22 protein-coding genes are annotated in these 24,649 nt (G+C 63.1%); 8 read left to right on the top strand and 14 right to left on the bottom strand.

The window, feature by feature from the left end; all coding sequences use genetic code 11:
* Nucleotides 1–8: 8 nt before the first annotated feature.
* Together J5M56_RS13680 and J5M56_RS13675 are read left to right on the top strand one after the other, a co-directional pair.
* Complete coding sequence (locus J5M56_RS13680; protein ID WP_207937129.1) at nt 9–428, top strand: phasin family protein; 420 nt, start codon at nt 9–11, stop codon at nt 426–428.
* 10 nt (nt 429–438) lie between these two features.
* On the top strand, nt 439–1,206 hold the full coding sequence (locus J5M56_RS13675; RefSeq protein WP_186476314.1) for a phasin family protein: 768 nt from the start codon (nt 439–441) through the stop codon (nt 1,204–1,206).
* A gap of 113 nt (nt 1,207–1,319) precedes the next feature.
* On the opposite strand, the gene J5M56_RS13670 is transcribed toward J5M56_RS13675, so the two are convergent.
* The 14 genes from J5M56_RS13670 to gshB form a co-directional block, all read right to left on the bottom strand.
* Nucleotides 1,320–1,934, bottom strand: coding sequence for a TetR/AcrR family transcriptional regulator (locus J5M56_RS13670; RefSeq protein WP_060478181.1), 615 nt, complete (start codon nt 1,932–1,934; stop codon nt 1,320–1,322).
* Between the two features lie 13 nt (nt 1,935–1,947).
* A complete protein-coding gene (gene phaC, locus J5M56_RS13665; protein WP_207937128.1) occupies nt 1,948–3,630 on the bottom strand; it encodes a class II poly(R)-hydroxyalkanoic acid synthase in 1,683 nt (560 codons plus the stop codon).
* A 55-nt stretch (nt 3,631–3,685) separates the two neighbouring features.
* Nucleotides 3,686–4,537: a poly(3-hydroxyalkanoate) depolymerase gene (phaZ, locus tag J5M56_RS13660; RefSeq protein WP_060478197.1), complete on the bottom strand. Its 852-nt coding sequence runs from the start codon at nt 4,535–4,537 to the stop codon at nt 3,686–3,688.
* A 63-nt stretch (nt 4,538–4,600) separates the two neighbouring features.
* Nucleotides 4,601–6,280: a class II poly(R)-hydroxyalkanoic acid synthase gene (phaC, locus tag J5M56_RS13655; protein WP_060478179.1), complete on the bottom strand. Its 1,680-nt coding sequence runs from the start codon at nt 6,278–6,280 to the stop codon at nt 4,601–4,603.
* 353 nt (nt 6,281–6,633) lie between these two features.
* Complete coding sequence (locus tag J5M56_RS13650; protein ID WP_060478178.1) at nt 6,634–7,011, bottom strand: DUF971 domain-containing protein; 378 nt, start codon at nt 7,009–7,011, stop codon at nt 6,634–6,636.
* Nucleotides 7,012–7,257: 246 nt separating this feature from the next.
* On the bottom strand, nt 7,258–8,601 hold the full coding sequence (gene hslU, locus J5M56_RS13645; protein WP_060478177.1) for an ATP-dependent protease ATPase subunit HslU: 1,344 nt from the start codon (nt 8,599–8,601) through the stop codon (nt 7,258–7,260).
* Between the two features lie 75 nt (nt 8,602–8,676).
* Entirely contained in the window at nt 8,677–9,207 is a 531-nt protein-coding gene (gene hslV, locus J5M56_RS13640; RefSeq protein WP_060478176.1) for an ATP-dependent protease subunit HslV, read from the bottom strand.
* A 209-nt stretch (nt 9,208–9,416) separates the two neighbouring features.
* Nucleotides 9,417–10,688, bottom strand: coding sequence for a dihydroorotase (locus J5M56_RS13635; RefSeq protein ID WP_207937127.1), 1,272 nt, complete (start codon nt 10,686–10,688; stop codon nt 9,417–9,419).
* Nucleotides 10,685–11,689 carry an aspartate carbamoyltransferase catalytic subunit gene (locus J5M56_RS13630; RefSeq protein WP_008099987.1) on the bottom strand — a complete coding sequence of 335 codons (1,005 nt, stop codon included), beginning with the start codon at nt 11,687–11,689 and terminating at the stop codon, nt 10,685–10,687. The genes J5M56_RS13635 and J5M56_RS13630 overlap by 4 nt, the downstream gene beginning before the upstream one ends.
* Before the next feature lie 13 nt (nt 11,690–11,702).
* On the bottom strand, nt 11,703–12,221 hold the full coding sequence (pyrR, locus tag J5M56_RS13625) for a bifunctional pyr operon transcriptional regulator/uracil phosphoribosyltransferase PyrR (RefSeq protein ID WP_186476319.1): 519 nt from the start codon (nt 12,219–12,221) through the stop codon (nt 11,703–11,705).
* Between the two features lie 57 nt (nt 12,222–12,278).
* A complete protein-coding gene (gene ruvX / locus J5M56_RS13620; protein WP_186476320.1) occupies nt 12,279–12,716 on the bottom strand; it encodes a Holliday junction resolvase RuvX in 438 nt (145 codons plus the stop codon).
* Entirely contained in the window at nt 12,716–13,285 is a 570-nt protein-coding gene (locus J5M56_RS13615) for a YqgE/AlgH family protein (RefSeq protein WP_060478172.1), read from the bottom strand. Before J5M56_RS13615 ends, ruvX begins: the two co-directional genes overlap by 1 nt.
* Nucleotides 13,286–13,443: 158 nt before the next feature.
* Nucleotides 13,444–14,346: an energy transducer TonB gene (locus tag J5M56_RS13610; protein WP_060478171.1), complete on the bottom strand. Its 903-nt coding sequence runs from the start codon at nt 14,344–14,346 to the stop codon at nt 13,444–13,446.
* 91 nt (nt 14,347–14,437) lie between these two features.
* On the bottom strand, nt 14,438–15,391 hold the full coding sequence (gene gshB / locus J5M56_RS13605) for a glutathione synthase (RefSeq protein ID WP_186476322.1): 954 nt from the start codon (nt 15,389–15,391) through the stop codon (nt 14,438–14,440).
* Nucleotides 15,392–15,585: 194 nt separating this feature from the next.
* Between gshB and J5M56_RS13600 the strand changes: the two genes are divergently transcribed.
* From J5M56_RS13600 to J5M56_RS13575, 6 genes are read left to right on the top strand one after another with little or no spacing between them, the layout of a single operon-like run.
* Nucleotides 15,586–15,987, top strand: a complete 402-nt coding sequence (locus tag J5M56_RS13600) for a response regulator (protein WP_060478169.1) — start codon at nt 15,586–15,588, stop codon at nt 15,985–15,987.
* A 46-nt stretch (nt 15,988–16,033) separates the two neighbouring features.
* Nucleotides 16,034–16,399 (top strand): twitching motility response regulator PilH, encoded by a 366-nt coding sequence (gene pilH / locus J5M56_RS13595; protein ID WP_060478168.1) that lies wholly within the window; start codon nt 16,034–16,036, stop codon nt 16,397–16,399.
* The gene (locus J5M56_RS13590) at nt 16,396–16,950 is read left to right on the top strand and encodes a chemotaxis protein CheW (protein WP_186476323.1); all 555 of its coding nucleotides are present in this window, start codon (nt 16,396–16,398) and stop codon (nt 16,948–16,950) included. The genes pilH and J5M56_RS13590 overlap by 4 nt, the downstream gene beginning before the upstream one ends.
* Before the next feature lie 47 nt (nt 16,951–16,997).
* Nucleotides 16,998–19,022, top strand: a complete 2,025-nt coding sequence (locus J5M56_RS13585; RefSeq protein WP_230849757.1) for a methyl-accepting chemotaxis protein — start codon at nt 16,998–17,000, stop codon at nt 19,020–19,022.
* 9 nt (nt 19,023–19,031) lie between these two features.
* The gene (locus J5M56_RS13580; RefSeq protein WP_207937126.1) at nt 19,032–23,921 is read left to right on the top strand and encodes an Hpt domain-containing protein; all 4,890 of its coding nucleotides are present in this window, start codon (nt 19,032–19,034) and stop codon (nt 23,919–23,921) included.
* The gene (locus J5M56_RS13575) at nt 23,914–24,387 is read left to right on the top strand and encodes a chemotaxis protein CheW (protein WP_207937125.1); all 474 of its coding nucleotides are present in this window, start codon (nt 23,914–23,916) and stop codon (nt 24,385–24,387) included. Before J5M56_RS13580 ends, J5M56_RS13575 begins: the two co-directional genes overlap by 8 nt.
* Nucleotides 24,388–24,649: the final 262 nt, after the last annotated feature.

Genomic DNA, 24,649 nt, shown 5'->3' with positions numbered 1-24,649 from the left:
TACAGAGCATGGCTAAAGTGACTGTGAAGAAAGAACAAGACGCCCCAAGCACCTTGGGCGAAGTTCGCGGCTACGCGCGCAAGATCTGGCTGGCGGGCATCGGCGCTTATGCGCGGGTGGGCCAGGAAGGCTCCGACTACTTTCAGGAACTGGTGAAGGCCGGCGAAGGCGTCGAAAAGCGTGGCAAGAAACGCATCGATCAAGAGCTCGATGCTGCCAACTCCCAGATCGATGAAGCCAGCGAAGAGGTCAATCGCGTACGCGGCAAGGTCGAAATTCAACTCGACAAGATCGAAAAAGCTTTCGACGCACGGGTAGGCCGCGCCTTGAATCGCCTTGGCATTCCGTCTAAACATGACGTTGAGGCGTTGTCCATCAAGCTTGAACAGCTGCATGAGCTGCTCGAGCGCGTCGCGCACAAACCATAAGGAGAGCAGGATGGCTGGCAAGAAGAATTCCGACAAAGAAAGCAGCTCCTGGATCGGCGGGATCGAGAAGTACTCCCGCAAGATCTGGCTGGCGGGGCTGGGTATCTATTCGAAGGTCGACCAGGACGGCTCGAAGCTGTTCGAATCGTTGGTCAAGGATGGCGAAAAAGCCGAGAAGCAAGCCAAGAAGACCGCGGAAGATGTGGCCGACAGCGCCAAGTCCTCGACCACTTCGCGGGTATCGGGCGTCAAGGACCGTGCGTTGGGCAAATGGAGCGAGCTCGAAGAAGCCTTCGACAAGCGCCTGAACAGCGCTATTTCGCGCCTGGGCGTGCCAAGCCGCAACGAGATCAAGGCATTGCACCAGCAGGTCGACAGCCTGACCAAGCAGATCGAGAAGTTGACCGGTGCCTCGGTTACCCCGGTCTCCTCGCGTGCTGCGCCAGCCAAGCCGGCGGCGAGCAAGAGCGCTGCCAAGCCACTGGCAAAGGCGCCTGCCAAAGCTACGGCGAAAACCGCGGCGGCTAAACCCGCAGCGAAAACCGCTGCTGCTAAGCCTGCAGCCAAACCAGCAGCGGCTAAAGCTACAGCGGCCAAACCTGCCGCAAAACCTGCAGCAGCGAAGAAGCCTGCCGTTAAAAAGGCGCCGGCCAAGTCAGCTGCTAAACCAGCCGCACCAGCGGCCAGCGCACCTGCTGCTACTGCTGCCCCAGCTCCGGCCGCCGCCCCGGCCAACAACACTGCGTCGGCACCGGTGAACGCCACTCCAGTAGCGTGACACCTCGTCGGCTGCTTCGCGGGTAAACACGCGAGTACAGGGTTGTCGTCTTACCCTGTGCAAGCGCGTTTACCCGCGAATGCGCTGAGCGCAGCACTGCGCTCGCCATGGGCTTAGCCCTCCAGATACCGCAGGGCCAGTTGCTCCGCCGCTGCCCGTGGTCGTTCCTGCAGATGCGGTGCCACCAGCATCATCACCTGATACACCACGATCCCCACATCACCTTCGCGCCCCAGCACCCGTTGGTAATCCAGCGAGAACATCAAGGTCAGGGTGATCTGTTCCACCAGTTGCCCCAACGCCTGTGTCTCACTCACCACCTGCCCCTGACCTTTCAGGCTCGCCAACAGCGCCGCCAACGTGCGCTTGAGCGCATTGATCAGGCTGCGCATGCCCCGCGCCAGTTTGGGCAAGCGCCCGGTCAGGTTGGAAAGGTCCTGGAACAGAAAGCGGTACTGGGCCATGCGTTCGACGATCAAATGCAGGAACAACCAGTAGTCTTCTGCCTCCAGGCGCAGCTCCAGGGGCGGGTCGAGCAGCGGCATCAGCGCTTCTTCGAAACGGTCGAACAAGCCGTGAATCAAGGGCTCCTTGCCATGGAAGTGGTAGTAAAGGTTACCGGGGCTGATCCCCAGTTCGTTGGCGATCTCCAGGGTCGAGACATTGGGCTCGCCCTGCTGGTTGAACAGCTGCAGGGCGCATTCCAGGATACGGTCGCGGGTCTTCATCCAGTCGGCGTGCTCATCGGGTCAGGACATAGGTGCCCGGCGCAGGGCCCAGCGGTGGATAGGTTGCATTGCCCAGCTCGGCGCGTGGGGCTTTGAGCGGGCCGGAACGCCGGGTGATCCACTCCAGCCACAGCGGCCACCAACTGCCCTCGCGCCGCTGTGCGTCATGGAACCACGCGCGCGGGTCACTGGAGAGCCTGGGGTTTTCCAGGTAATAGGCCTTGGGGTTGCCGGGCGGGTTGATGATGCTCTGGATATGCCCGCTGTTGGCCAGCACGAACTGCCGGTCGCCACCAAGCAGCATGGCCGAGCGGTACACCGCATCCCAGGGTGTGATGTGATCGTTGCTGCCGGCCACGGTGAAGCTGTCGAGGTCGACCTGCTTGAGGTCGATCGCTGTACCGCACACCTCAAGGCCTTTTGCGTGGATAAGCGGATTGAGCTTGAAGAAATCCAGCAGGTCGCCATGCAAGGCGGCCGGTAGGCGGGTGCTGTCGGCGTTCCAGTACAGGATGTCGAATGCCGGTGGAGTCTTGCCCAGTAGGTAGTTATTGACCCAGTAGCTCCAGATCAAGTCGTTGGGCCGCATCCACGCAAAGATCCGGGCCACTTCCCCGCCATCGAGCACGCCGCGTTGGTACGAGCGACGCTTGGCTGCCTCGATGGTCTGCTCGTCGGCGAAAAGGCTGGCTGGGCTGTCGAATTTACTGTCCAGCAGGCTGACCAGGTAGGTGGCGCTGCGTACCCGGCGCAGTTGCCGCTTGGCTTGCAGGTGGCCCTGCAGTGCGGCCATGGTCAGGCCCCCAGCACAGGCACCCATCAGGTTGGGGTCACGGTTGCCGCTGATGCTGCGGCAAACATTGAGGGCTTCCTCCAGGGCCTCCACGTAGCTCGACAGGCCCCATTCACGGTGGCGCGGGTCGGGATTGCGCCAGCTGACCATGAACACCTGCAGGCCGTTCTTGAGCATGTACTGGACGAAGCTGTTGTGCGGCTGCAGGTCGAAGATGTAGTACTTGTTGATCTGGGGTGGCACCACCAGCACGGGGCGCGTGTGTTGCTTCTCGCTCATTGGCTTGTACTGGATCAACTCCAGCAACGGGTTGCGAAACACCACGGCACCCGGGGTGGCGGCGAGGTTGCCGCCTACTTCGAAGGCGCGCTCATCCACTTGGCGGGGCAGGCCGTCATTGTGGCGAAGGTCGTCGAGCAGATGGGCCACGCCACGCACCAGGCTTTGCCCGCCGGTGTTGAACAACTCCTTGACCGCCAGTGGATTGAGCAGCGAATTACTCGGTGCCAGGGCGTCGTTGATCAGGTTGAACAGAAAATGCGCACGGGCTCGGTCATCCTCGTCCAGATGGCTTTCTTCGATCCACAGGCGGGTCTGTTTCTGCCAGGCCAGGTAGGCCTGAAGACCGCGCCGGTAGAACGGGTTCTGACTCCATGTCGGGTCGCTGAACCGCGCATCGCGCGGGTTTGGCTGGTAAGGCGTGTCACCGAGCATCACCCGCCCCAGCTGGCCACCCAGGGCCAGCAGATGGCGGGCAGTATGCAGCGGGTTGCCCAGGCCATGGCGGCCAACGTTGCGCAAGGTGGAAATCAGGTCGCGACCGCGCAGGCCAAGGATGGCGTTCTGTGCGTTCATGCGGGTGGCGGGCAGCGATGACGTTCCTCTGGCCGGCTTTTCTTTCATGGCGATCACTCCCTTGTCAGGCCACGAACAGGTTCATGCAACAGCAAGCGACAGCTCAGCCACCAGGGGCTGGGCTGGGGTGCATGACCGCGCGCTGACGCTCTTGCTGGAGAAACTTCATGATGATGGGGGCGACGGCCTCGGCCCGCGTAATCAGGAACAGATGACCGTCGTCGATAATATGTAGCTGGGCATTGGGAATTCGCCAGGCCAGCAGGCGCATGTTCACCAATGGGATCAGCGGGTCGTCGTCACCGGCCAGCACCAGGGTCGGCTGCTGGATCTTGTGCAGCCAATGGATGCTGGTCCAGCCAAGCCCTGCGAACAGTTGCCAGTAATAGCCCAGCTTGCCGCCTGAGCGCACCTTTGCGGCGTGGTGCAGGGCCAGCTCCGGGTCGCGGCGAAAGGCCCCGCCATAAATCATGGGCGCGATACGGATGACGTGCGATGGCTGCACGTAGCGTCTAGGGCTGGCCATCATCCATAGCACCTTGGGCTTGCCCGGCACCATCACCGCCCCGGCAGCGGTAGCCGCCAGCACCAGCTTCTTGCAGCGCTCGGGGTAATCATGGGCGAACTGCTGGGCCAGGGCACCGCCCCACGACACGCCAATGACGTTGACCTGGCCATAGTCCAGGTAGTCGAGCATGCGTGCGGTCAGCTTGGCCAGGCCCGGAAAACGATACGGATGGCGCGGGGTGGACGAGCCTCCTACGCCAGGGACGTCGAAAGCGATGACTTCCAGGTCCGGGTCCAGTGCCTCGATGAACGGGAACACCAGCTCCAGGTTCGCACCAATGCCGTTGAATATCAGCAGCGGCGTCAGGTGGGGCTTGCCTGGGCGCACCGCGGTTCGGATCGATTGGTCGTCCAGCTCGACGGTGCGGAAGATGTAGGGTTGCGGCATGCGCATGGCTCGGTAGCTTGAAGAGGTACCGTGGCGCGCTCCAAGCGGCCACGGCATTGCGACTCAACGTTCGTGGACGTAGGTCCCGGGTGCAGCCTCGGCTGCGGCGTAGGCACGGTTGCCCAGGCGCGTCGGCGCCTTTTTCAGCTCGCCTGCACGTTCGCCCAGCCAGCGCTGCCAGTGCAGCCACCAGGAGTCGGCGTGCTTGTCGGCGTTCTCCTGCCAGGCCACCGGGTCACCTGGGCGATCAGCACCGGTCATGTAACGGGCTTTAGGATTGCCTGGCGGGTTGAGGATGCTCTGAATATGGCCACTGTTGGACAGCACGAACTCGATCTTGCCGCCGAACAGATGCGCTGAGCGGTAGCACGACTGCCAGGGGGTGATGTGGTCGGAGGTGCCGGCAACACTGAAGATGTCGCATTGGACCTGCTTGAGGTCGATGGCGGTGCCGCACACTTCCAGGGCATTCGGGCGGGTCAAAGGGTTGTTCTTGAACATCTCGATCAGGTCGCCGTGGAAGGCTGCCGGCAAGCGGGTCGTGTCGTTGTTCCAGAACAGGATGTCGAAGACGGGTGGCTCGTTGCCGAGCAGGTAGTTATTGACCCAGTAGTTCCAGATCAGGTCGTTGGGGCGCATCCAGGCGAATACCTTGGCCATGTCACTGCCTTCGAGCACACCGGCTTGATAGGAGTGGCGCTTGGCAGCTTCCAAGGTCTGTTCATCGACGAACAGCGCAACATCGGTGTCCACGGTGGTGTCCAGCACGCTGACCAGCAGGGTCAGGGCATTGACCTTCTGTTCACCCAGCGCCGCATAGTGGCCCACCAGGGCGGTGCAGGTGATGCCGCCTGAGCAGGCGCCGAGCATGTTCAGGTCTTTGCTGCCGGTGATGGCCAGCACTGCATCCACCGCTTCCTTGAGCGCGTCGATGTAGGTCGACAGGCCCCACTCACGTTGAGCCTTGGTCGGGTTGCGCCAGCTGATGATGAAGGTCTGTTGCTGCGAACGCAGGCAAAAGCGCGCCAGGCTCTTTTCCGGGCTCAGGTCGAAGACGTAGAACTTGTTGATTTGAGGCGGCACCACCAGCAATGGGCGAGCATGCACCTGTTCGGTGATGGGGCTGTACTGGATCAGTTCCAGCACATCGTTACGGTAGACCACTGCGCCTTCGCTGGTGCCAAGGTTCTTGCCGACCTCGAAAGCGTCCATGTTCACCTGGCTGGGCATGCCGCCATTGTTGACCACGTCCTTGGCCAGGTTGGACAGCCCATCGAGCAGGCTTTTACCGCCGGTTTCGAAGAAGCGTTTGACTGCGGCCGGGTTGGACAAGGTGTTGGTCGGCGCCATGGCTTCGGTCATTAGATTGATGACGAATTGGCCACGGCTGATGTCCTGGGGCGACAGGTCGCTGTTGCCGATCCACTCGTGCAGCTCCTTGCGCCAAGCCAGGTAGGTTTGCAAGTAACGACGATAAAGAGGGTTCTTACTCCAGGCCGGGTCCTGGAAGCGGCGGTCGTCGCCTTCGGGGGCGAGGCTGGACTTGCCCAGCAGCACGTTTTTAAGCTCCAGGCCAAAATGCGCCACGTGCTTGGCACTGTGCAGCGGTTGGCGTACGGCCTGGCGCAGCACGGTACGGGCCGAACTCAGCAAGTCTTTGCGGCGAATGCCAATGATCGGGTTGAGCCCCAGGGTGTTTTCCGAGGCTTGCCGCTGCAACTCATCGTTGTTCTTGTTACTCATCTACGACGCTCCGTTGTCCTGAGACGAGTACCGGGGTGCTGTAGCGTCATGCACAGCGGACAACCCAGTACCGCTACTCGGGTGACCAGTGATAAGGAACAGCGGTGCTGCAGGCCGGATGCATTCGGTGATGAGCTGCGGGGGATTCTGCGTGTGAAGACAGCCTGCTTTCGCTCGCGACCTCTACATACCGGCCAGTGCCTGATTGCCCTGAAGGCGATGCAGGGAACTTGCCAGTTCCATTGGTTACCCGACTTTCATGTAATGCGCAAGACAACCCTTATTGGGGTTGTCTGTAAGGCATTCAAACAGATGAGATTAGAAAATGCGCTCTAAAGCCTGGAAGGCTTGAGCTAGAGCATGAATTTCACAACCGATTCGGCGGGATCGCGGGATTTGCCGGCTTTGTGCAGTTCATCGAGATATTCGGCCCATAGCTGTTGCTGCCGAAGGCACAGCTGTTCGAGGTACTCCCAAGTGAACAGGCCGCTGTCATGACCGTCGTCGAAGGTCAGTTTCAGTGCATATTGGCCAGCCGGTTCCAGGCCGCTAAGGCCGACGTTCAATTTGCCGAATTGCAGGATGGGATTGCCGTGGCCCTGGACCTCGGCGGAAGGCGAATGAACGCGCAGAAACTCGGCGCTCAAGTGGTAGACCTCGTCAGGGGCGTAGGTGAGGCTGAGGGTCTTGGAGGCTTTGTGCAGGTTGATGGCGGTGGGCATGCGGGCCATGGCGGGAATCCCTAGGTAGCTGGTCCAGCAAGCTTCCAGCTTCCGGTAGAGGGATTCAAGGGCATTTTCGAGGCGGTGCGGCGCCCGATGACCTGTTCCAGGTGCCCACCCAACCTTGGGGCGACTGCCTGGTCGGCCTGTGCCGGCCGCTTCGCGGCTAAAACCGCTCCCACAGGTTGGGGCACATCCCACATTTGGGCGGTGCGGGTGAGAGCGGGTTTACCCGCGAAGAAGGCGACGCTGGCCTTACAGGATGTAGCGCGACAGGTCCTCGTTCTGCGCCAGTTCACCCAAGTGGCCGTTTACATAGGCAGCATCGATGCGGATCGGTGCTTCTTCATGGGAACTGGCCAGGTCACCGGCACTGAACGACACCTCTTCGAGCAGGCGCTCGAGCAGGGTGTGCAGGCGGCGGGCGCCGATGTTTTCGGTCTTTTCGTTGACCTGATAGGCAATCTCGGCCAAGCGCTTGATACCGTCGGCGGCGAACTCGATGTTCAAGCCCTCGGTCTTGAGCAGGGCACTGTACTGCTCGGTCAGCGAGGCATGGGGCTCTTGCAGAATGCGCTCGAAGTCCTCTGGGGTCAGTGCCTTGAGTTCGACACGGATCGGCAGGCGGCCTTGCAGCTCCGGCACCAGGTCGCTCGGCTTGCTCAGGTGGAACGCACCGGAGGCGATGAACAGGATATGGTCGGTTTTGACCATGCCCAGCTTGGTGTTCACTGTGCAGCCTTCGATCAGTGGCAGCAGGTCGCGTTGTACGCCTTCGCGTGATACATCGGCGCCGCCGACGTTGCCACGCTTGGCCACCTTGTCGATTTCATCGATGAACACGATGCCGTGCTGCTCGACCGCTTCCAGGGCCTTGGCCTTGAGCTCTTCTTCATTGACCAGGCGGCTGGCTTCCTCGTCGCGCACCATCTTCAGTGCGTCCTTGACCTTCAGCTTGCGGGTCTTGCGCTTGCCCTTGCCCATGTTGGCGAACAGGCTCTGCAGCTGGTTGGTCATCTCTTCCATGCCGGGTGGCGCCGCAATTTCGACGCCCATGTTCTCGGCAACTTCGATCTCGATTTCCTTGTCGTCCAGTTGCCCTTCGCGCAGGCGCTTGCGGAACAGCTGGCGGGTATTGGTATCGCTGCTGGTCTGCGCTGCTTCCTCGCTGAAGCTGGTGACGCGGGCCTGGGGCAGCAGGGCGTCGAGGATGCGGTCTTCGGCGGCGTCCTCAGCGCGGTGGCGTACCCGAACGATTTCCTGCTCGCGCAGCATCTTCAACGCAGCATCGGCCAGGTCGCGGATGATCGACTCGACATCGCGGCCAACGTAGCCTACCTCGGTGAACTTGGTCGCTTCGACCTTGAGGAACGGCGCGTTGGCCAGCTTGGCCAGACGCCGGGCGATTTCGGTTTTGCCGACGCCGGTTGGGCCGATCATCAGAATGTTCTTGGGCGTCACTTCGGCACGCAGCTCGGCAGGCAGCTGCATCCGGCGCCAGCGGTTGCGCAGGGCGATGGCTACGGCGCGCTTGGCGTCGTCCTGGCCGATGATATGGCGGTTCAGTTCGTGGACGATTTCGCGGGGGGTCATGGACATATCAAAAATGGTCCTTGGACGAGGTGTTCAGCGTGGAAAAGCCCCACCGCCGGGGTGGGGCGCCAAAACAACTGATTACTCGGCCAGGTCCTGCTCCTCGATGGTCAGGTTGTGGTTGGTGAACACGCAGATGTCACCAGCGATGTTCAGGGCGGTCTCGGTGATTTCCCGGGCCGACAGGTCGGTCTTGTTCAGCAGCGCGCGAGCTGCGGCCTGGGCATAGCCACCACCGGAACCCATGGCAATCAGGCCGTCTTCGGGTTCGACCACATCACCGTTGCCGGTGATGATCAGCGAAGCGTCCTTGTTGGCAACGGCCAGCATGGCTTCCAGACGGCTCAACGACCGGTCGGTACGCCATTCCTTGGCCAGCTCGACGGCTGCACGGATCAGGTGGCCGGAGTGTTTCTGCAGTTGGGCTTCGAAGCGCTCGAACAGGGTGAAGGCATCGGCGGTTGCACCGGCAAAACCTGCGATCACTTCGCCGTTGTACAGGCGACGGACCTTCTTGGCATTGCCTTTCATCACGGTGTTGCCGAGGGATACCTGGCCGTCGCCGCCCATGACGACTTTGCCATTACGGCGGACAGAAACGATGGTGGTCAAGGGGAGAGTCTCCACGCAGCGGGGCAAAATTGCCTGATGCAGACTCATATGGGGGTGGGGGGAAGGATTTCAACCGGGGGGGATGAATGGTCGTGCCCGATGGGCTTGGCCCCTCGCGGGTAAATCCGCACCTACTTGGGTGTGCACAAGGGCTAGCTTGTGCAATACCGGTGGGCGCGGATGTACCCGCCAAAGGGCGACGCGGCCTATCAGGCCTCGTGGCAGACGTGCCCGTCGACCAAGGTATAACGCACGGCCGCCGGCAGGCAGTGGCCGATGAACGGGCAGTTTTCACCGCGCGACAGCCAGCGCTCACCGGCGATGGTCGAGGCTTGGGCGTCGAACAGTACCAGGTCGGCGGCGCCTGCGACTTTCAGCTCACCAGCTGGCAGGCGCATGGCCTTGGCCGGGCCGCTGCTCAGGCGAGCAAGCAGGGTCGGCAGGTCGAGCAGGCCGTCTTCGACCAGGGTCATGGCCAGCGGCAGCAGCAGCTCAACGCTGCTGATGCCAGGTTCCGTAGCGCCGAAAGGTGCCAGCTTGGCATCACGCTCATGGGGCTGATGGTGGCTGGAAATCGCCTGGATCACCCCCGACTTGACCGCCGCTCGCAGGCCATCGCGGTCTGCAGCGGTGCGCAGTGGCGGCTGCACGTGGTACAGGCTCGAGAACTCGCGCAGCGACTGGTCGGTAAGGATCAGCTGGTACAAGGCAACGTCTGCCGTGACTGGCAGGCCCAACTGTTGGGCCTGCTCGATCAGCCGTGCGCCACGGGCGCTGGTGATCTGAGTGAAGTGCGCACGCACGCCGGTCTGCTCCACCAGCAGCAGGTTGCGCGCCAGGGCCACGGTCTCGGCGCTCTCTGGGATGCCGGGCAGGCCGAGGAAACTGGCCATGGCGCCTTCATGGGCCAGGCCACCTTGAGCCAGGTCGCGGTCCTGGGAGTGGAACACCACGGTCAGGTCGAAGGTGGCAGCGTACTCCAAGGCACGGGCCAGGGTGCGGTTGTTGGGGATCTCCTTCAAGCCATTGCCGAAGGCCACGCAACCGGTGTCGCGCAGGGCAACCAGCTCGGCCAGCTGTTCGCCTTCCAGGCCCTTGGTCAGCGCGCCGATTGGGTAGACCTTGCTGTTGCCAGCTTCGCGGGCGCGATCGAGGATCAGCTCGGCCACCGCCGAAGTGTCCAGCACCGGCTTGGTCTGCGGTGGGCAGCACAGGCTGGTGACGCCGCCGGCTACCGCCGCACGGGTTTCGCTGGCGATGGAACCCTTGCGGCTGTAGCCCGGCTCGCGCAACGAGACGCCGAGGTCGACCAGGCCAGGTGCGGCGATCAGGCCATCGGCGTGGATCGTGCGGCTGGCGCTGAAGCCGGCCGGGGCGGTGCCGATGGCGGCGATGCGGCCGCCGTCCAGGTGCAGGTCAGTGACCTGGTCCAGGCCGCTGACAGGGTCGATGACACGAGCGCCAAGAATGCTGATGGTCACTGGGCGTTCTCCTGGTCGAATTGACGTTGCGCGTTCTGCCCGCTCATGGCCATGGACAGTACGGCCATGCGCACGGCGATGCCGTAGGTGACCTGGTTGAGAATCACCGAGTGTTTACCGTCGGCCACGGCCGATTCGATTTCCACGCCGCGGTTGATCGGGCCGGGGTGCATGACGATGGCATCCGGCTTGGCGCCGGCCAGGCGCGCGGTGGTCAGGCCGAACAGGCGGTAGAATTCGCCCTCGCTGGGCAGCAGGCCACCAGCCATGCGCTCACGCTGCAGGCGCAGCATGATCACCACGTCGACGTCTTTGAGGCCTTCGGCGAGATCGGTATACACCTTGACGCCGTACTGCTCGATGCCGATCGGGATCAGCGTTTTCGGGCCGATCACACGGATATCCGGGCAGCCCAACGCTTTGAGCGCGAGCATATCGGAGCGGGCCACGCGTGAGTGCAGGATGTCGCCGACGATCGCCACCGAGAGGTTCTCGAAGCTGCCTTTGTGGCGGCGGATGGTCAGCATGTCGAGCATGCCCTGGGTGGGGTGGGCATGGCGGCCGTCACCGCCGTTGATAACCGCGACGTCCGGGCACACGTGCTCGGCGATGAAGTGCGCGGCGCCGGAGTCGCTATGGCGCACGACGAACATGTCGGCGGCCATGGCCTCCAGATTGCGCAACGTGTCGAACAGCGTCTCGCCCTTGCTGGTCGAGGAGGTCGACACGTTCAGGCTGATCACATCGGCCGACAGGCGCTGGGCGGCCAGCTCGAATGTGGTGCGGGTGCGCGTGGAGTTTTCGAAGAACACATTGCACACGGTCTTGCCGCGCAGCAGCGGTACTTTCTTGACGGCTCGGGCGCCGACTTCGAGGAACGAGTCGGCGGTGTCGAGGATCTCGGTGAGCAGTTCGCGGGGCAAACCGTCGAGCGAGAGGAAGTGGCGCAGCTGGCCCTGGTCATTGAGCTGCAGCGGGCGCTTGGCGTCGATTGGCGTCATCGCGAGGGGACTCTTAAAGGGCGGAAGCGGTGGCGAGGTCCTGGCGCTCGAGGGCGAGCGGTGCGGGGCCGGTCAATTTTACCCGTTCATTGGCGGCCAGCGACAGGGTGGCGCCGAGCACATTCGGGCGAATTGGCAGCTCGCCAGCATCCAGATCGAGCAGGCAGACCAGAGTAACGCTGGCCGGGCGGCCGTAGTCGAACAATTCATTGAGGGCCGCGCGTATGGTGCGGCCACTCATCAGCACGTCATCGATCAGCACCAGGTGCTGGCCCTCGATTTCGAACGGCAACTCCGACGGGCGGACCTGAGGGTGCAGGCCGTTCTGGCTGAAGTCATCCCGGTAGAACGATACGTCCAGGGTGCCGAGGGGGCTCTGGTCGCCCATTTCCTCCTGCAGGGCCTGGGCAACCCAGACGCCGCCGGTACGGATACCGATGAAGCGTGGTTCGGTGATAGTGCGGCGGGCCAGATGGGCACGAAGGTCGACAGCCATCTGCCGGATCAGCTCGGCGGGGTTGGGTAGGCTCATGGGTATCTCCTGAGGGCGCCGGGGCAAGGCGATGGCCCCGACATAAACGCGGAAGGGTCAGGTATTGGCCTCCAGCCAGCCTTGCAGCAGCAAGGCGGCGGCGATGGCGTCGACCGGGTTGTCACGGTAGCTGCCGCGCTGGCCGCCACGGGCCAGGCGCTCACCCTTGGCCTCGAAGGTGGTCAGGCGTTCGTCGTGCGTGTGTACCGGCAGGTTGAAGCGGCCATTGAGGCGTCGCGCGAACTTCTCGGCGCGGGCGCTCATTTCGCTTGGGGTGCCGTCCATGTTCAGCGGCAGGCCGACGACGATGGCATCGGGTTTCCATTCGTTGACCAGTTTTTCCACCTGAACCCAGTCCGGCACGCCGTTCTGCGCCTTGAGTGTGCACAGCTCGCGGGCTTGCCCGGTCACCACTTGGCCAACGGCCACGCCTATTTGTTTGCTGCCGTAGTCAAAGCCCAGCAGCAAACGCAATTGTGGGTGTTGTTCAGCCATCAGGCGTGGCCCGCCTGGCTGGTCAGTAGGCTGAGATTGATCCCCAGGCTACGGGCTGCGGCGCCTAGGCGCTGTTCGCTGGCTACGGCGAAGAGGATGTCTGGGTCGAATGGGCAGTTGAGCCAGGCATTGTCGGCCAGTTCGGCTTCAAGTTGGCCTGCTTCCCAGCCGGCATAGCCCAGGGTGATGAGGCTGTGTCGGGGCCCATCACCTTCGGCGATGGCGAATAGCACGTCCTGCGAGGTGGACAGCGACAGGCCCTGGAGCTCGACGGTGGCTTGGTAGCTGCATTCGCTACTGTGCAGGACGAAGCCTCGGTCGGTCTGCACCGGCCCACCTTGGTAGATCGGCACCTGCAAAGTAGTGGCCGAGGGCAGTTCGTCTGGACGTAACTGCTCGAGAATGTCGGCCAGGTTCAGCTCTTGTGGCCGGTTGACCACAAGGCCCATGGCGCCATTGGCGTTGTGCTCGACGATGTACGTGAGGGTCTGGGCGAAGTTCGGATCGGCCATGTGCGGCATGGCGATCAGGAACTGATGCTTGAGGTAGCTCGGGCTGAGGGTTTTCATGGGAGATAGTGTGGCGCCAGGTGAGGAGACTGACAAGGTGCGCAATGAGGCTGTGGGACCGGGTTCATTCGCCAGTGCATACGACCCGGCCACATCATTGCCTGATCTGGCGGATTCACGGTTGAACCCGCTGGCACAGCGGCCGTGCAGCCTGGGGGTTAGTTGCTCGACAAGCGGTCGCCACGGGCAAAACGCCAGGTGCGGATGATTTCCAAACGGTCGAATTCGGCCAGGTCACCGGTAAACGGTGCAAATGGCGCCGCCAGCCGTACGATGCGTTGCGCCGCCTGGTCCAGCACCGGCTGCCCGGACGACTCCAGTACCAGCACCTCATACAGCGAGCCATCGCGATTGATCGAAACCATCATCCGCAAGTTACCGTAGATCTGCTGGCGACGAGCTTCGTCGGGGTAGTTCAGGTTGCCCACGCGCTCGACCTTCTTGCGCCACTCTTCCTTGTACCAGGCACCCTTGTCCCGCATGGTCGAGGCCGCATTGATGCGGTGAATCTTCGGGCGCTTGGCGTACATCTGCTGCTCATGGGAAAGCTCGGCTTCCAGGCTGGCAATCTGGCTCGACAGTTGCGAGCTGTCGAAATCCGGAGTGGCCGCGGGCTTGGGTTGCGGCTTGCTTTGCTTGGGCTTGGGCTCGGCCTTCTGCGCTTTCGGGGCCTTGGTCGCCACCACGGATTTTTCCGGCTTGGGCGGTGCAGCGACCTCGGGCTTGGCCGCAGGAGGCGGTGTGACTTTGTTGATCTTGCTGTCCTGGAACGGCGCCACCTCGGTGGTGGTAGGTAGCGCTTTCTTTTCCAGCGTGCCGCTGCCCTGCTGATTGTCCTGGGCCTGGAAATCCGCCTTTTTGGGCGCTTTTTCGCTTTTGAAGGTGGCCAGAGTGATATCCATGCTCTGGCGGACCTCGGCTGGCTTGACCACGGTAAAGCCCACGCCCAGGATCAACGCCAGGTGCACCAGGGCGGCCAGAAACAGGGTAAAGCCAAGCCGGTCCACCGGGCGAACACGCGGTGGCAGCAGGTCGGAAGGGATGTCGGCAGGCAGCGTCATCAGGTATCCAGCAACCGCAGGGCGGGGCAGCAGCTCAGTCGATAAGGACCGGCATCATACCCCACCGCGGGCAATTGCTCAGCGTCGGCGGTCAGCGCGCCTTGAGCTTGCGATCAATGGCATCCATCAGCCGGCCACCGATATCGGTGTTGTAGGCCGCGTCGATCTCGCGGATGCAGGTGGGGCTGGTGACGTTGATTTCGGTGAGGTAGTCGCCGATTACGTCCAGGCCGACGAACAGCAGGCCCTTTTCACGCAGTGCTGGGCCGACCTGGGCGGCGATCCAGCGGTCGCGCTCGGTCAGGGGGCGTGCTTCGCCCCGGCCGCCTGCCGCCAGGTTGCCGCGGGTTTCGCCGCTGGCGGGGATGCGGGCAAGGCAATAGTCGACCGGCTCACCGTCGATCATCAGGATGCGCTTGTCGCCGTCCTTGATTTCGGGCAGGTAGGCCTGCGCCATGATCTGCTGGCCGCCGTGCTGGGTCAGGGTCTCGAGGATCACCGACAAGTTTGGGTCGCCCTGGCGGTGACGGAACACCGAAGCGCCGCCCATGCCGTCCAGCGGTTTGAGGATCACGTCGCCATGGCTGGCGGCGAATGCACGCAGGATATCGGCACGGCGGCTGACCAGCGTGGGCGCCATGCATTGCGGGAATTGGGTGGCGAAGAGTTTTTCGTTGCAGTCGCGCAGGCTCTGCGGGCGGTTCACCACCAACACGCCCTCGCGTTCGGCTTGCTCGAGCAGGTAGGTGCTGTAGACGAACTCCATATCGAAGGGCGGGTCCTTGCGCATCAGCACCACGTCCAGCTCGGCTAGGGGGCTGTCCTGCTCCTCGCCCAGCTCGAACCAGCGCGCGGGATCTGCGAATACCTTGAGTGGGCGCATGCGGGCGCGGGCTTTGCCTTCGCCGTGATAAAGGTCGCGCTGCTCCATGTAGAACAGGCTCCAGCCGCGGGCCTGGGCAGCCAGCAGCATGGCCAGCGAGCTGTCCTTCTTGTAGGAGATGGACGCGATCGGGTCCATGACAATGCCGAGGCGAACGCTCATGGGTGGTTCCTCTTGGCGGCCGCAGGCCGCGGTGGGTCGAAAGAAAAGTGGCTCAGGGTGGCGCTGTGAGCGCCGCGGGTCAAGGGGGCGGCAGATGGTACGGGCCCCAGGAGTGTGCTAAAAATGCCTCAGCTTCAAGCTGCAAGCCGTCAGTGGCTTGCTGCCCACACTGTGCAGCGATGGTAACGCGACTTATGGAACAGCCCCTGAAGGTGATGGTGATCGACGACTCCCGCACGATCCGCCGCACTGCGCAGATGTTGCTCGGCGAAGCGGGCTGCGAGGTGATCACCGCCAGTGATGGCTTCGACGCCCTGGCCAAGATCATCGACCACCAGCCAAAGATCATCTTCGTCGATGTGCTGATGCCCCGCCTGGATGGTTATCAGACGTGCGCAGTGATCAAGCACAACAGTGCCTTCAAGGACATCCCAGTGATTTTGCTGTCATCGCGTGACGGCCTGTTCGACAAGGCCCGCGGTCGGGTGGTCGGCTCCGACCAGTTTCTGACCAAACCCTTTAGCAAAGAAGAACTGCTCGACGCGATCAAGGCCCATGTGCCTGGTTTCGCCGTGCCCGAACAATCTGCACCCTGACCGCGCCGTGCGGGTGCGGCTTTCAATTTCCTGATGGGGAAACACAATGGCCCGCGTTCTGATTGTCGACGATTCGCCGACAGAGATGTACAGATTGACCGAATGGCTGGAAAAGCACGGTCACCAGGTGCTCAAGGCCAACAACGGTGCCGATGGCGTGGCCCTGGCCCGCCAGGAAAAGCCCGATGCGGTACTCATGGATATCGTCATGCCGGGCATGAACGGCTTCCAGGCGACCCGCCAGTTGAGCAAAGATCCAGAAACCAGCGCCATTCCCGTGGTGGTGGTGACCACCAAGGACCAGGAAACCGACCGTATCTGGGCCACGCGCCAGGGCGCGCGCGACTTCCTGACCAAGCCTGTGGAAGAGGACGCGTTGATTGCCAAACTGCAAGAAGTGCTGAGCGCTTGACCACTCGCCCGCAGGGCGCGTCGTTGACCGCCTTTGAGCTGTTGCTGGACATCGACCGGCGCTGCCGCCTGCTGGTGGCCGATCAACCGCCGCAGGGCGCCCGCCTGCAGCAATGGAGCGGCATCGGCTTTAGGGTTGCCGGGCAATGGTTCGTGGCTCCGATGGGCGAGGTAGCCGAGGTACTGCGCGAGCCGCGCAGCAGCCGTGTGCCTGGCGTACAGCCATGGGTGTGTGGTGTGGCCAACCTGCGCGGCCGGCTGCTGCCGGTGATGGACCTGAGCAGTTTCTTCGGCCTTGGGCCCACCGCGCCGGGCAAGCAGCGGCGGGTGCTGGTACTGGACCATGAAGACCTGTTCGTCGGCCTGTTGGTCGACGAGGTGCTGGGCCTTCAGCATTTCGCCCTGAGTAGCCTGGAGCTGTCGCCACCACAGCCGCTGCTGCGGGCCGCTGCCCGCTACGTGCAGGGGCACTTCGCGCGCGAGCGCAACTGGGCAATCTTCAGCCCCTTCGCCCTGGCCCAGGCGCCGGGCTTTCTTGACGTGGCGCTATAGGACTTTCGAACGTGAACAAGCCGGCCACCCCAGTCGCCCCTGCCAGCATGACCCCACGCACGCGCAGCATCGTGCAGATCACCGTGCTGTTCGTGATCCTGATTCTGTCGATCATTCTGCTGTTCGCTAACTTCGCTTACCTCAATACCCAGGCCAACCACGACAAGCAGTACATCGGCCATGCCGGCGAGCTGCGCGTGTTGTCCCAGCGGATCGCCAAGAATGCCACCGAGGCGGCAGCGGGCAAGGCCCTGGCGTTCAAGCTGTTGTCCGATGCGCGCAACGATTTCGAACAGCGTTGGAGCTACCTGCGCGAGGGTGACAAGTCTACCGGCCTGCCTGCTGCGCCTGCGGCGGTGCGCGATGAAATGGAGGCGGTGCGCCAGGACTGGGAAAACCTGCGCAAGAACACCGATACCATTCTGGCCAGCGAGCAGACCGTGCTGTCTTTGCACCAGGTGGCTGCGACCCTGGCCGAGACCGTGCCGCAACTGCAGGTCGAGTACGAGAAGGTGGTGGAAATCCTGCTCCAGAGCGGGGCGCCGGCCAATCAGGTGGTGGTAGCCCAACGCCAGTTGCTGCTGGCCGAACGCATCCTTGGTTCGGTCAACACGGTACTGGCTGGCGATGAAACGGCGGCGCAGGCTGCCGATGCCTTTGGCCGCGACGCCAGCCGTTTCGGCCAGGTGCTCGAAGGCATGCTCGGCGGCAACCCGGCCATCCAGGTAACCCGCGTGGAAGACACCGACGCCCGTGCTCGCCTGGCGGAGATCGCCGAATTGTTCCAGTTCGTGGCAGGTTCGGTGGATGAAATCCTCGAAACTTCGCCGGAGCTGTTTCGCGTTCGCGAAGCGGCCGGGAACATCTTCAGCCTGTCACAGACCTTGCTCGACGAAGCCTCGCACCTGGCCAACGGGTTCGAGAACCTCGCCAGTGGCCGCACCCTCGACACCGTCGGGGGGTACGCATTGGGCCTGCTGGCCTTGGCTTCGATCATCCTGATCGGCCTGGTGATGGTCCGCACTACCCATCGCCAGTTGCAGGAAACCGCTGAGAAGAATGAGCGTAACCAGCAAGCGATCATGCGTCTGCTGGATGAAATCGAAGAGCTGGCCGACGGCGATCTGACGGTTACGGTGTCGGTGACCGAAGACTTCACTGGCGCCATCGCCGACTCGATCAACTACTCGGTCGACCAGTTGCGCGACCTGGTGGCCACCATCAACCACAGTGCCGAGCAGGTGGCAGCTGCCGTGCAGGACACGCAGAACACCGCACGGCAGTTGGCCAAGGCTTCGGAGCACCAGGCCGAGCAGATCAGCGAGGCTTCCGAGGCGGTTGGCGACATGGTCGAATCGATCGACAGGGTTTCTGCTCACGCGTATGAATCGGCCAAAGTTGCCGAGCGTTCGGTGGCCATCGCCAACAAGGGCAACGAGGTGGTGCACAACACCATCGATGGCATGAACAACATCCGCGAACAGATCCAGGACACTGCCAAGCGAATCAAGCGTCTGGGCGAATCTTCCCAGGAAATCGGCGATATCGTCAGCCTGATCGACGATATTGCCGACCAAACCAACATCCTGGCTCTCAACGCCGCCATTCAGGCGTCCCTGGCGGGCGAAGCCGGCCGCGGCTTTGCCGTGGTGGCCGACGAGGTGCAGCGCCTGGCCGAGCGATCGTCCTCGGCGACCCGGCAGATCGAGGCGCTGGTGCGGACCATTCAGGCGGACACCAATGAAGCCGTGATTTCCATGGAGCAGACCACCGCCGAAGTGGTGCGCGGTGCCCGGCTGGCCCAGGATGCCGGGGTAGCGTTGGCGGAGATCGAAGGAGTGTCGCAGAACCTTGCCGAGCTTATCCACAGCATCTCCGACGCCGCCCAGTTGCAAACCTCCTCTGCCGGGCAGATTTCCCACACCATGGCGGTGATCCAACAGATCACCGCGCAGACTTCAGCCGGTTCCGGAGCCACTGCCGACAGCATCCGCCACCTGGCGCGAATGGCCAGTGAGATGCGCCGCTCGGTCTCCGGGTTCACCCTGCCGGCTCCTGCCGAGCAACGCTGAGGAAAGCCCATGGCTTCTGCCGCTGTAAGCCCCGAGCGCCAAGATACCGTGGCCCTGGCCTGGACCCGCGCCGCCATCTTCGATTGCTTGAGCCAGGCACGTCAGGCCCTGGAGCGTTTTGCCGGGCAGACCGATGACCTGTCGATACTCGCTTTCGTCGTGGATAACCTGCATCAGGTGCACGGCTGCCTGCGCATGCTCGAACTGCGCGGTGCCACGCGCCTGGCCGAAGAGCTGGAATTACTGGCCAAAGCTTTGGCCGATGGCCAGGTCAGCCCTCGCGGGGACTGCCTGGGGCCGTTGTTTCGGGGGCTTGAGCAATTGCCCTCGTACTTGGAGCGGTTGCGCGGTGCGCGCCATGATCTGCCATTGGTGATGCTGCCATTGCTCAATCAGCTGCGCGCTTGCCGTGGTGTCGAACCCCTGGCCCAAGCCAGCCTGATCAGCGGTGCGGCGCAGCGTTTTGCCGGTTCCGATGACCTGGCCAACCTGGACCTGTCGCTGGGTAACTGGCGAGAGCAGTTGCAGGCTGGGCCTGGGCGCGATGCCTTGCGCTCGGTGGTCACGGCCTTGTGTGATGACCTGGTGCGGATCAAGGAACGCCTTGACCAGTTCGTGCGTGGCGACCGCCAGCACAGCGAAGAACTGGAAACCCTGCTCGCACCCTTGCGCCACGTGGCTGATACCTTGGCGGTGCTGGGCTTCCAGCAACCACGCCGGGTGATCATCGACCAGGTGCTGGCGCTGCAGGCGTTGGCCCAGGGCGAGCGAGCCGTGGATGACGCGGTATTGATGGATGTGGCTGGTGCTCTGTTGTATGTGGAAGCCACCCTCAACGGCATGGTGCTGCCTCAGGAAGATGGCGCACCGGGCGGCCTGCCGGGTTCCGATCTGGCAGAGATTCGCCAATTGGTGCTGACCGAGTCGCTTTCGGTGTTGCAGCAGGCCAAGGACCTGATCGGCGATTGCCTCGAGTCTGGCTGGCCAAAGCAGCGCTTGCAGCCGCTGCCGGGGCTTTTGCAGCAGGTGCGTGGTGCGCTGGCGATGTTGATGCTGCCGGCCGCCGCTGAGGTGTTGGCAGGTTGCGCGAGTTATGTGCAAAGTTGGCTTCAGCACCTGGAGACCGAGCCGCCAGAGCCCGAACTGAACCACTTGGCGCAGGCCCTCAGTGCCGCTGAATGCTACTTGCAATGGCGGGTCGCAGACCCGCTGGCCGATGCCCAGCCTTTCCTGGACATGGCCTGCACCAGCCTCACCGCGCTGGGCGTGCAATGCACCCATGCCGACCGTTTCGAAATCCATGACGGCAGTGATGGCATCGATGACGAATTGCGTGAGGTGTTCCTCGAAGAAGCCAGTGAGTTGTTGCCGGAAATCGAGCGGCACTGGTTGCGCTGGCGTGCCGACAATAGCCTGCGCGATGCCCTGATCGAGGTGCGCCGCGACCTGCACACGCTTAAGGGCAGCGGCCGTATGGTGCATGCCGAGGCGGTAGCCGAGCTGGCGTGGGGCGGGGAGCACCTGCTCAATCGCGTGCTGGAAGGGCGTATCGCCTTGAGCCCGGAGGGCGCCGTGGCGCTGCAGCAGGTGTTCGTTCACTTGCCGGATCTGCTGGCCGACTTCGCCGCCGGCCAACTGCCACAGTTGACCGAGGTCGAACAGCTGGCGAGCCACCTGCACGCTCTTGCCGAGAATGACGCACCGGCCAGTGCTGCGGTCGATGGCCTCGATCCGCAGCTGCTGGATATTTTCCGCAACGAGGCACAAGGGCATTTGGCCGACCTCGAGGCCTTCCTGCAAGGGGGGGAGGGTGCTGACCGCGAAGTCAGTGACAGCCTGCAGCGCGCCTTGCACACGCTCAAGGGCAGCGCCGCCATGGCCGGGGTCATGCCGATCGCCGAACTTGCCACCGCCTTCGACCGCCTGGTACGTGAGTACCGTGGCCACCAACTGCCCCTACAGGGGCAGGAGCTGCAGTGGCTGCAAACGGCCCATGGGCTTTTCGTGCAAGGCCTGGCCCAGCTGGGTAGCTCGCCATTGGCGGCGATTGCCGGCGCGGCCCAACTGATCGAACAGGTTGGCGAAGCGGTGGATCTACGCCTGGCCAGCCTGCATGCCGAGCCCCACCCTAGCCGTCCTGGCAAGCGCGACCCGCAGCAGGTCGCAAGCTTTCTGGCTCAGGCCATGGACATCGTGCTCGATGCCGAGTCTTTACTCTCGCGCTGGCAGCAACAACCGGGGCAGCGCGAGCCGCTGGAGACTTTGCTCGATGAACTGACGACCCTGGGTCACGCCGCGCATCTGGCGGATCTGTGGCAGATGGACGCGGTGTGCGAAGCACTGCTGGACGTCTACGGCGCGGTAGAAGAGGGCAGCCTGGGTGCCAGCCCGCGCTTGTTCGCCGTTGCCCAGCAAACCCACGAAGCGTTGCTGGACATGCTCGACCAGGTCGCTGCCGGGCAGCAAGCCAGCCCTCGACCTGAGTGTGTCGATGCCCTGCGCGAGCTGCTCGATGGCGCGCTGGCGGCCGATGCCACCGGCCTGGTCAGTGCCGAGGCGGTCACACCGTTGCCTGGTTCACTGGAGCAGGATGAAGAACCCGACAGCCCAGGGGACAAAGAACTGCTGGAAGTCTTTCTCGAAGAAAGCTCCGACATCGTCGAAAGCGCCGCCGCTGCCTTGGCGCGCTGGCAGGCCGACCCGCGCAACAGCGCCGAGGTCGAGAACCTGCTACGTGACCTGCATACCCTCAAAGGCGGGGCGCGCATGGTCGAGATCAGCGCCATCGGCGACCTGGCCCATGAGCTGGAATTTCTCTACGAGTTGCTTGCCGCAGGGCGTTTGCCGCCGAGCGCGGCGCTTTTCGCACTCTTGCAGAACTGCCATGATCGCCTGGCCCACATGCTCGATGCCGTGCGCCTTGGCCAGCCTTTGCACGCCGCAACCGCGCTGATCGACTACATCCGCAATTTCAGCAGTGCCGCATTGACCGACAGTGCCGCTGGCCAGGCGCTGGCCGACACCGCCCCAAGCGACATGCCCGCCGCCGCCCCCGAGCGCGCACCGGGCGACATGGTCAAGGTCGACGCCGAACTGCTCGACGACCTGGGCAACCTGGCCGGTGAGCATTCGGTCATTCGTGGTCGGATCGAGCAGCAAGTCAACGATGCCCAGTTCGCCCTCAACGAGATGGAAACCACGCTGGAGCGCATGCGTGACCAGCTGCTGCGGCTGGATATCGAAACACAGGGCCGAGTCAGCAGCCGGCAAGCGTTCGAAGGCGATGCCTACGAAGATTTCGACCCCCTGGAAATGGACCGTCATTCGCAGTTGCAGCAGTTGTCACGGGCACTGTTCGAATCGGCATCCGACCTGCTCGACCTGAAGGAAACCCTCACCCAACGCGCCCAGGAGTCCTACAGCTTGCTGCAGCAGCAGGCGCGGGTGAACAGCCAACTACAGGAAGGCCTGACCGCCACGCTGATGGTGCCATTCGAACGCCTTGTGCCGCGTTTGCAGCGCGTGGTGCGGCAGGTCGCCAGTGAGTTGGGCAAGCAGGTCGAGTTGGTGGTCGGCAATGCCGAAGGTGAGCTGGACCGCAGCGTGCTCGAGCGCATGGTCGCACCCTTGGAGCACATGCTGCGCAATGCCGTCGATCATGGCCTTGAAGCGCGCGAGGTACGCCTGGCCGCAGGTAAGCCTGAGCAGGGCACCATCCACCTCAACTTGCTGCACGAAGGCGCAGACATCGTCATCGAGATGACCGACGACGGCGCAGGTGTGCCGCTTGAGGCGGTGCGGCGCAAGGCGATCAAACGCGGCCTGCTGGACCCGCAGGCCCAGTTGAGCGACCACGAGATTCTACAGTTCATCCTGCGCCCGGGCTTTTCCACCGCCGAGAAGATCACCCAGATCTCCGGGCGTGGGCTGGGCATGGATGTAGTCCACGAAGAGGTCAAGCAACTGGGCGGGTCGATGAGTATCGAGTCTGCCCAGGGCAAGGGTGCGCGCTTTCTGATTCGCTTGCCGTTCACCGTGTCGATCAACCGGGCACTGATGGTGCACGTGGGCGAGGAGCAATACGCCATCCCACTGAACACCATCGAGGGAATCGTGCGGGTACCACCGGCTGAACTGGCAGCCTGTTACCAGGCCGATACGCCGCGCTACGTATACGCTGGCCATGATTACGAGCTGCGTTACCTGGGCGAACTGCTGCAGGGCCTGCCGCGCCCGGTGCTGCTGGGGCAAAGCGTGCCGTTGCCGTTACTGCTGGTGCACTCTCAGACTCAGTCGTTCGCCATCCAGGTCGATAGCCTGTCGCCTAGCCGCGAAATCGTGGTCAAAAGCCTCGGCTCGCAGTTCGCCGCGGTGGCGGGGCTGTCGGGCGCGACCTTGCTCGGCGATGGCCGAGTGGTACTGATCCTCGACCTGCTGGGCCAACTGCGTGGCCAGCAGCGGCGCCTGGCACGTTTGCCCGCTGGCAGCGGTGTGCAGCGGACGCTGTTCGAGCCGGCAGCCCAGCGGCGAACGTTGGTAATGGTAGTGGACGATTCTGTCACCGTGCGCAAGGTCACCAGCCGTTTGCTGGAGCGCCATGGCATGAGCGTACTGACGGCAAAGGACGGGGTCGATGCCATGGCCCTGCTGCAGGAACACCGGCCGGACGTGGTGTTGCTGGATATCGAAATGCCGCGCATGGACGGCTTCGAAGTCGCCACCCGCATTCGCCGCGACGAGCGGCTCAAGGCTCTGCCGATCATCATGATCACTTCCCGCACTGGGCAGAAGCACCGCGAACGTGCCATGGCCATCGGCGTCAATGATTACCTGGGCAAACCCTATCAGGAGTCGGTGCTGTTGCAGAGCATCGCCCATTGGAGCCATAGCCATGCTTGAACTGCTTGCAGGGCAGCGCAACAGCCTGACCGGCCTGTTGCTGCCCTTGGGCGACCGGACCTTGGTGCTACCTAACGTCGCCGTGGTCGAATTGATTGGCCAGCGCAACCTCACGTGCGAGCGGGGCGACCCGGCCTGGCATCTTGGCTGGATCGACTGGCGCCAGCAGCACCTGCCGTTGATCGGCTTCGAGGCTGCCTGCGGGGGGCATACCCCCTGCGGCGAGCGTGCGCGAATCGTGGTGCTCAATGCCCTAGGTGACACCGGCCTGCGCTACCTGGCGGTGCTGCTGCAGGACATCCCTCGCTCGTGCAAGCTCGACATTCAGCTCAACTACGTGGATGTACCACTGGGTAGCCTGGAATTGGCCGCCGTGCAGGTGGGCGAGCAAGTGGCGCGGGTGCCCGACTTGGCAGGGTTGGAGCGGTTGGTGCGTGACGCTCACTTGCTACCCGGCGACCAGTAACAGACGGGCATGGGCGTCAGGCAACTTACTGCGACTTACGAAGGGCGCACACTTGCCTGGGCCCGCGCTTGTTCCAGTCTGGCCTTGGCCCTATCGGCTGTGTCCTTTGATATCTCTGTTGCGATCGCTACCGGGGCACTGTCTACCAAGGCCTTGGCATCGCCGTGTGGCAATCCGGTGAGCTCACGTACGGCTGCAATCACGGCGATTCGGTCTGGACCAACGCTATCGAGCCAAACAGCGTACAAGTTATTTTCGCTGG

Source organism: Pseudomonas sp. 51_B (assembly GCF_017491595.1).
Taxonomy (GTDB): domain Bacteria; phylum Pseudomonadota; class Gammaproteobacteria; order Pseudomonadales; family Pseudomonadaceae; genus Aquipseudomonas; species Aquipseudomonas promysalinigenes.
Note: the sequence above shows the minus strand (reverse complement) of the source record. Positions and strands in the feature narration are given on the sequence as shown.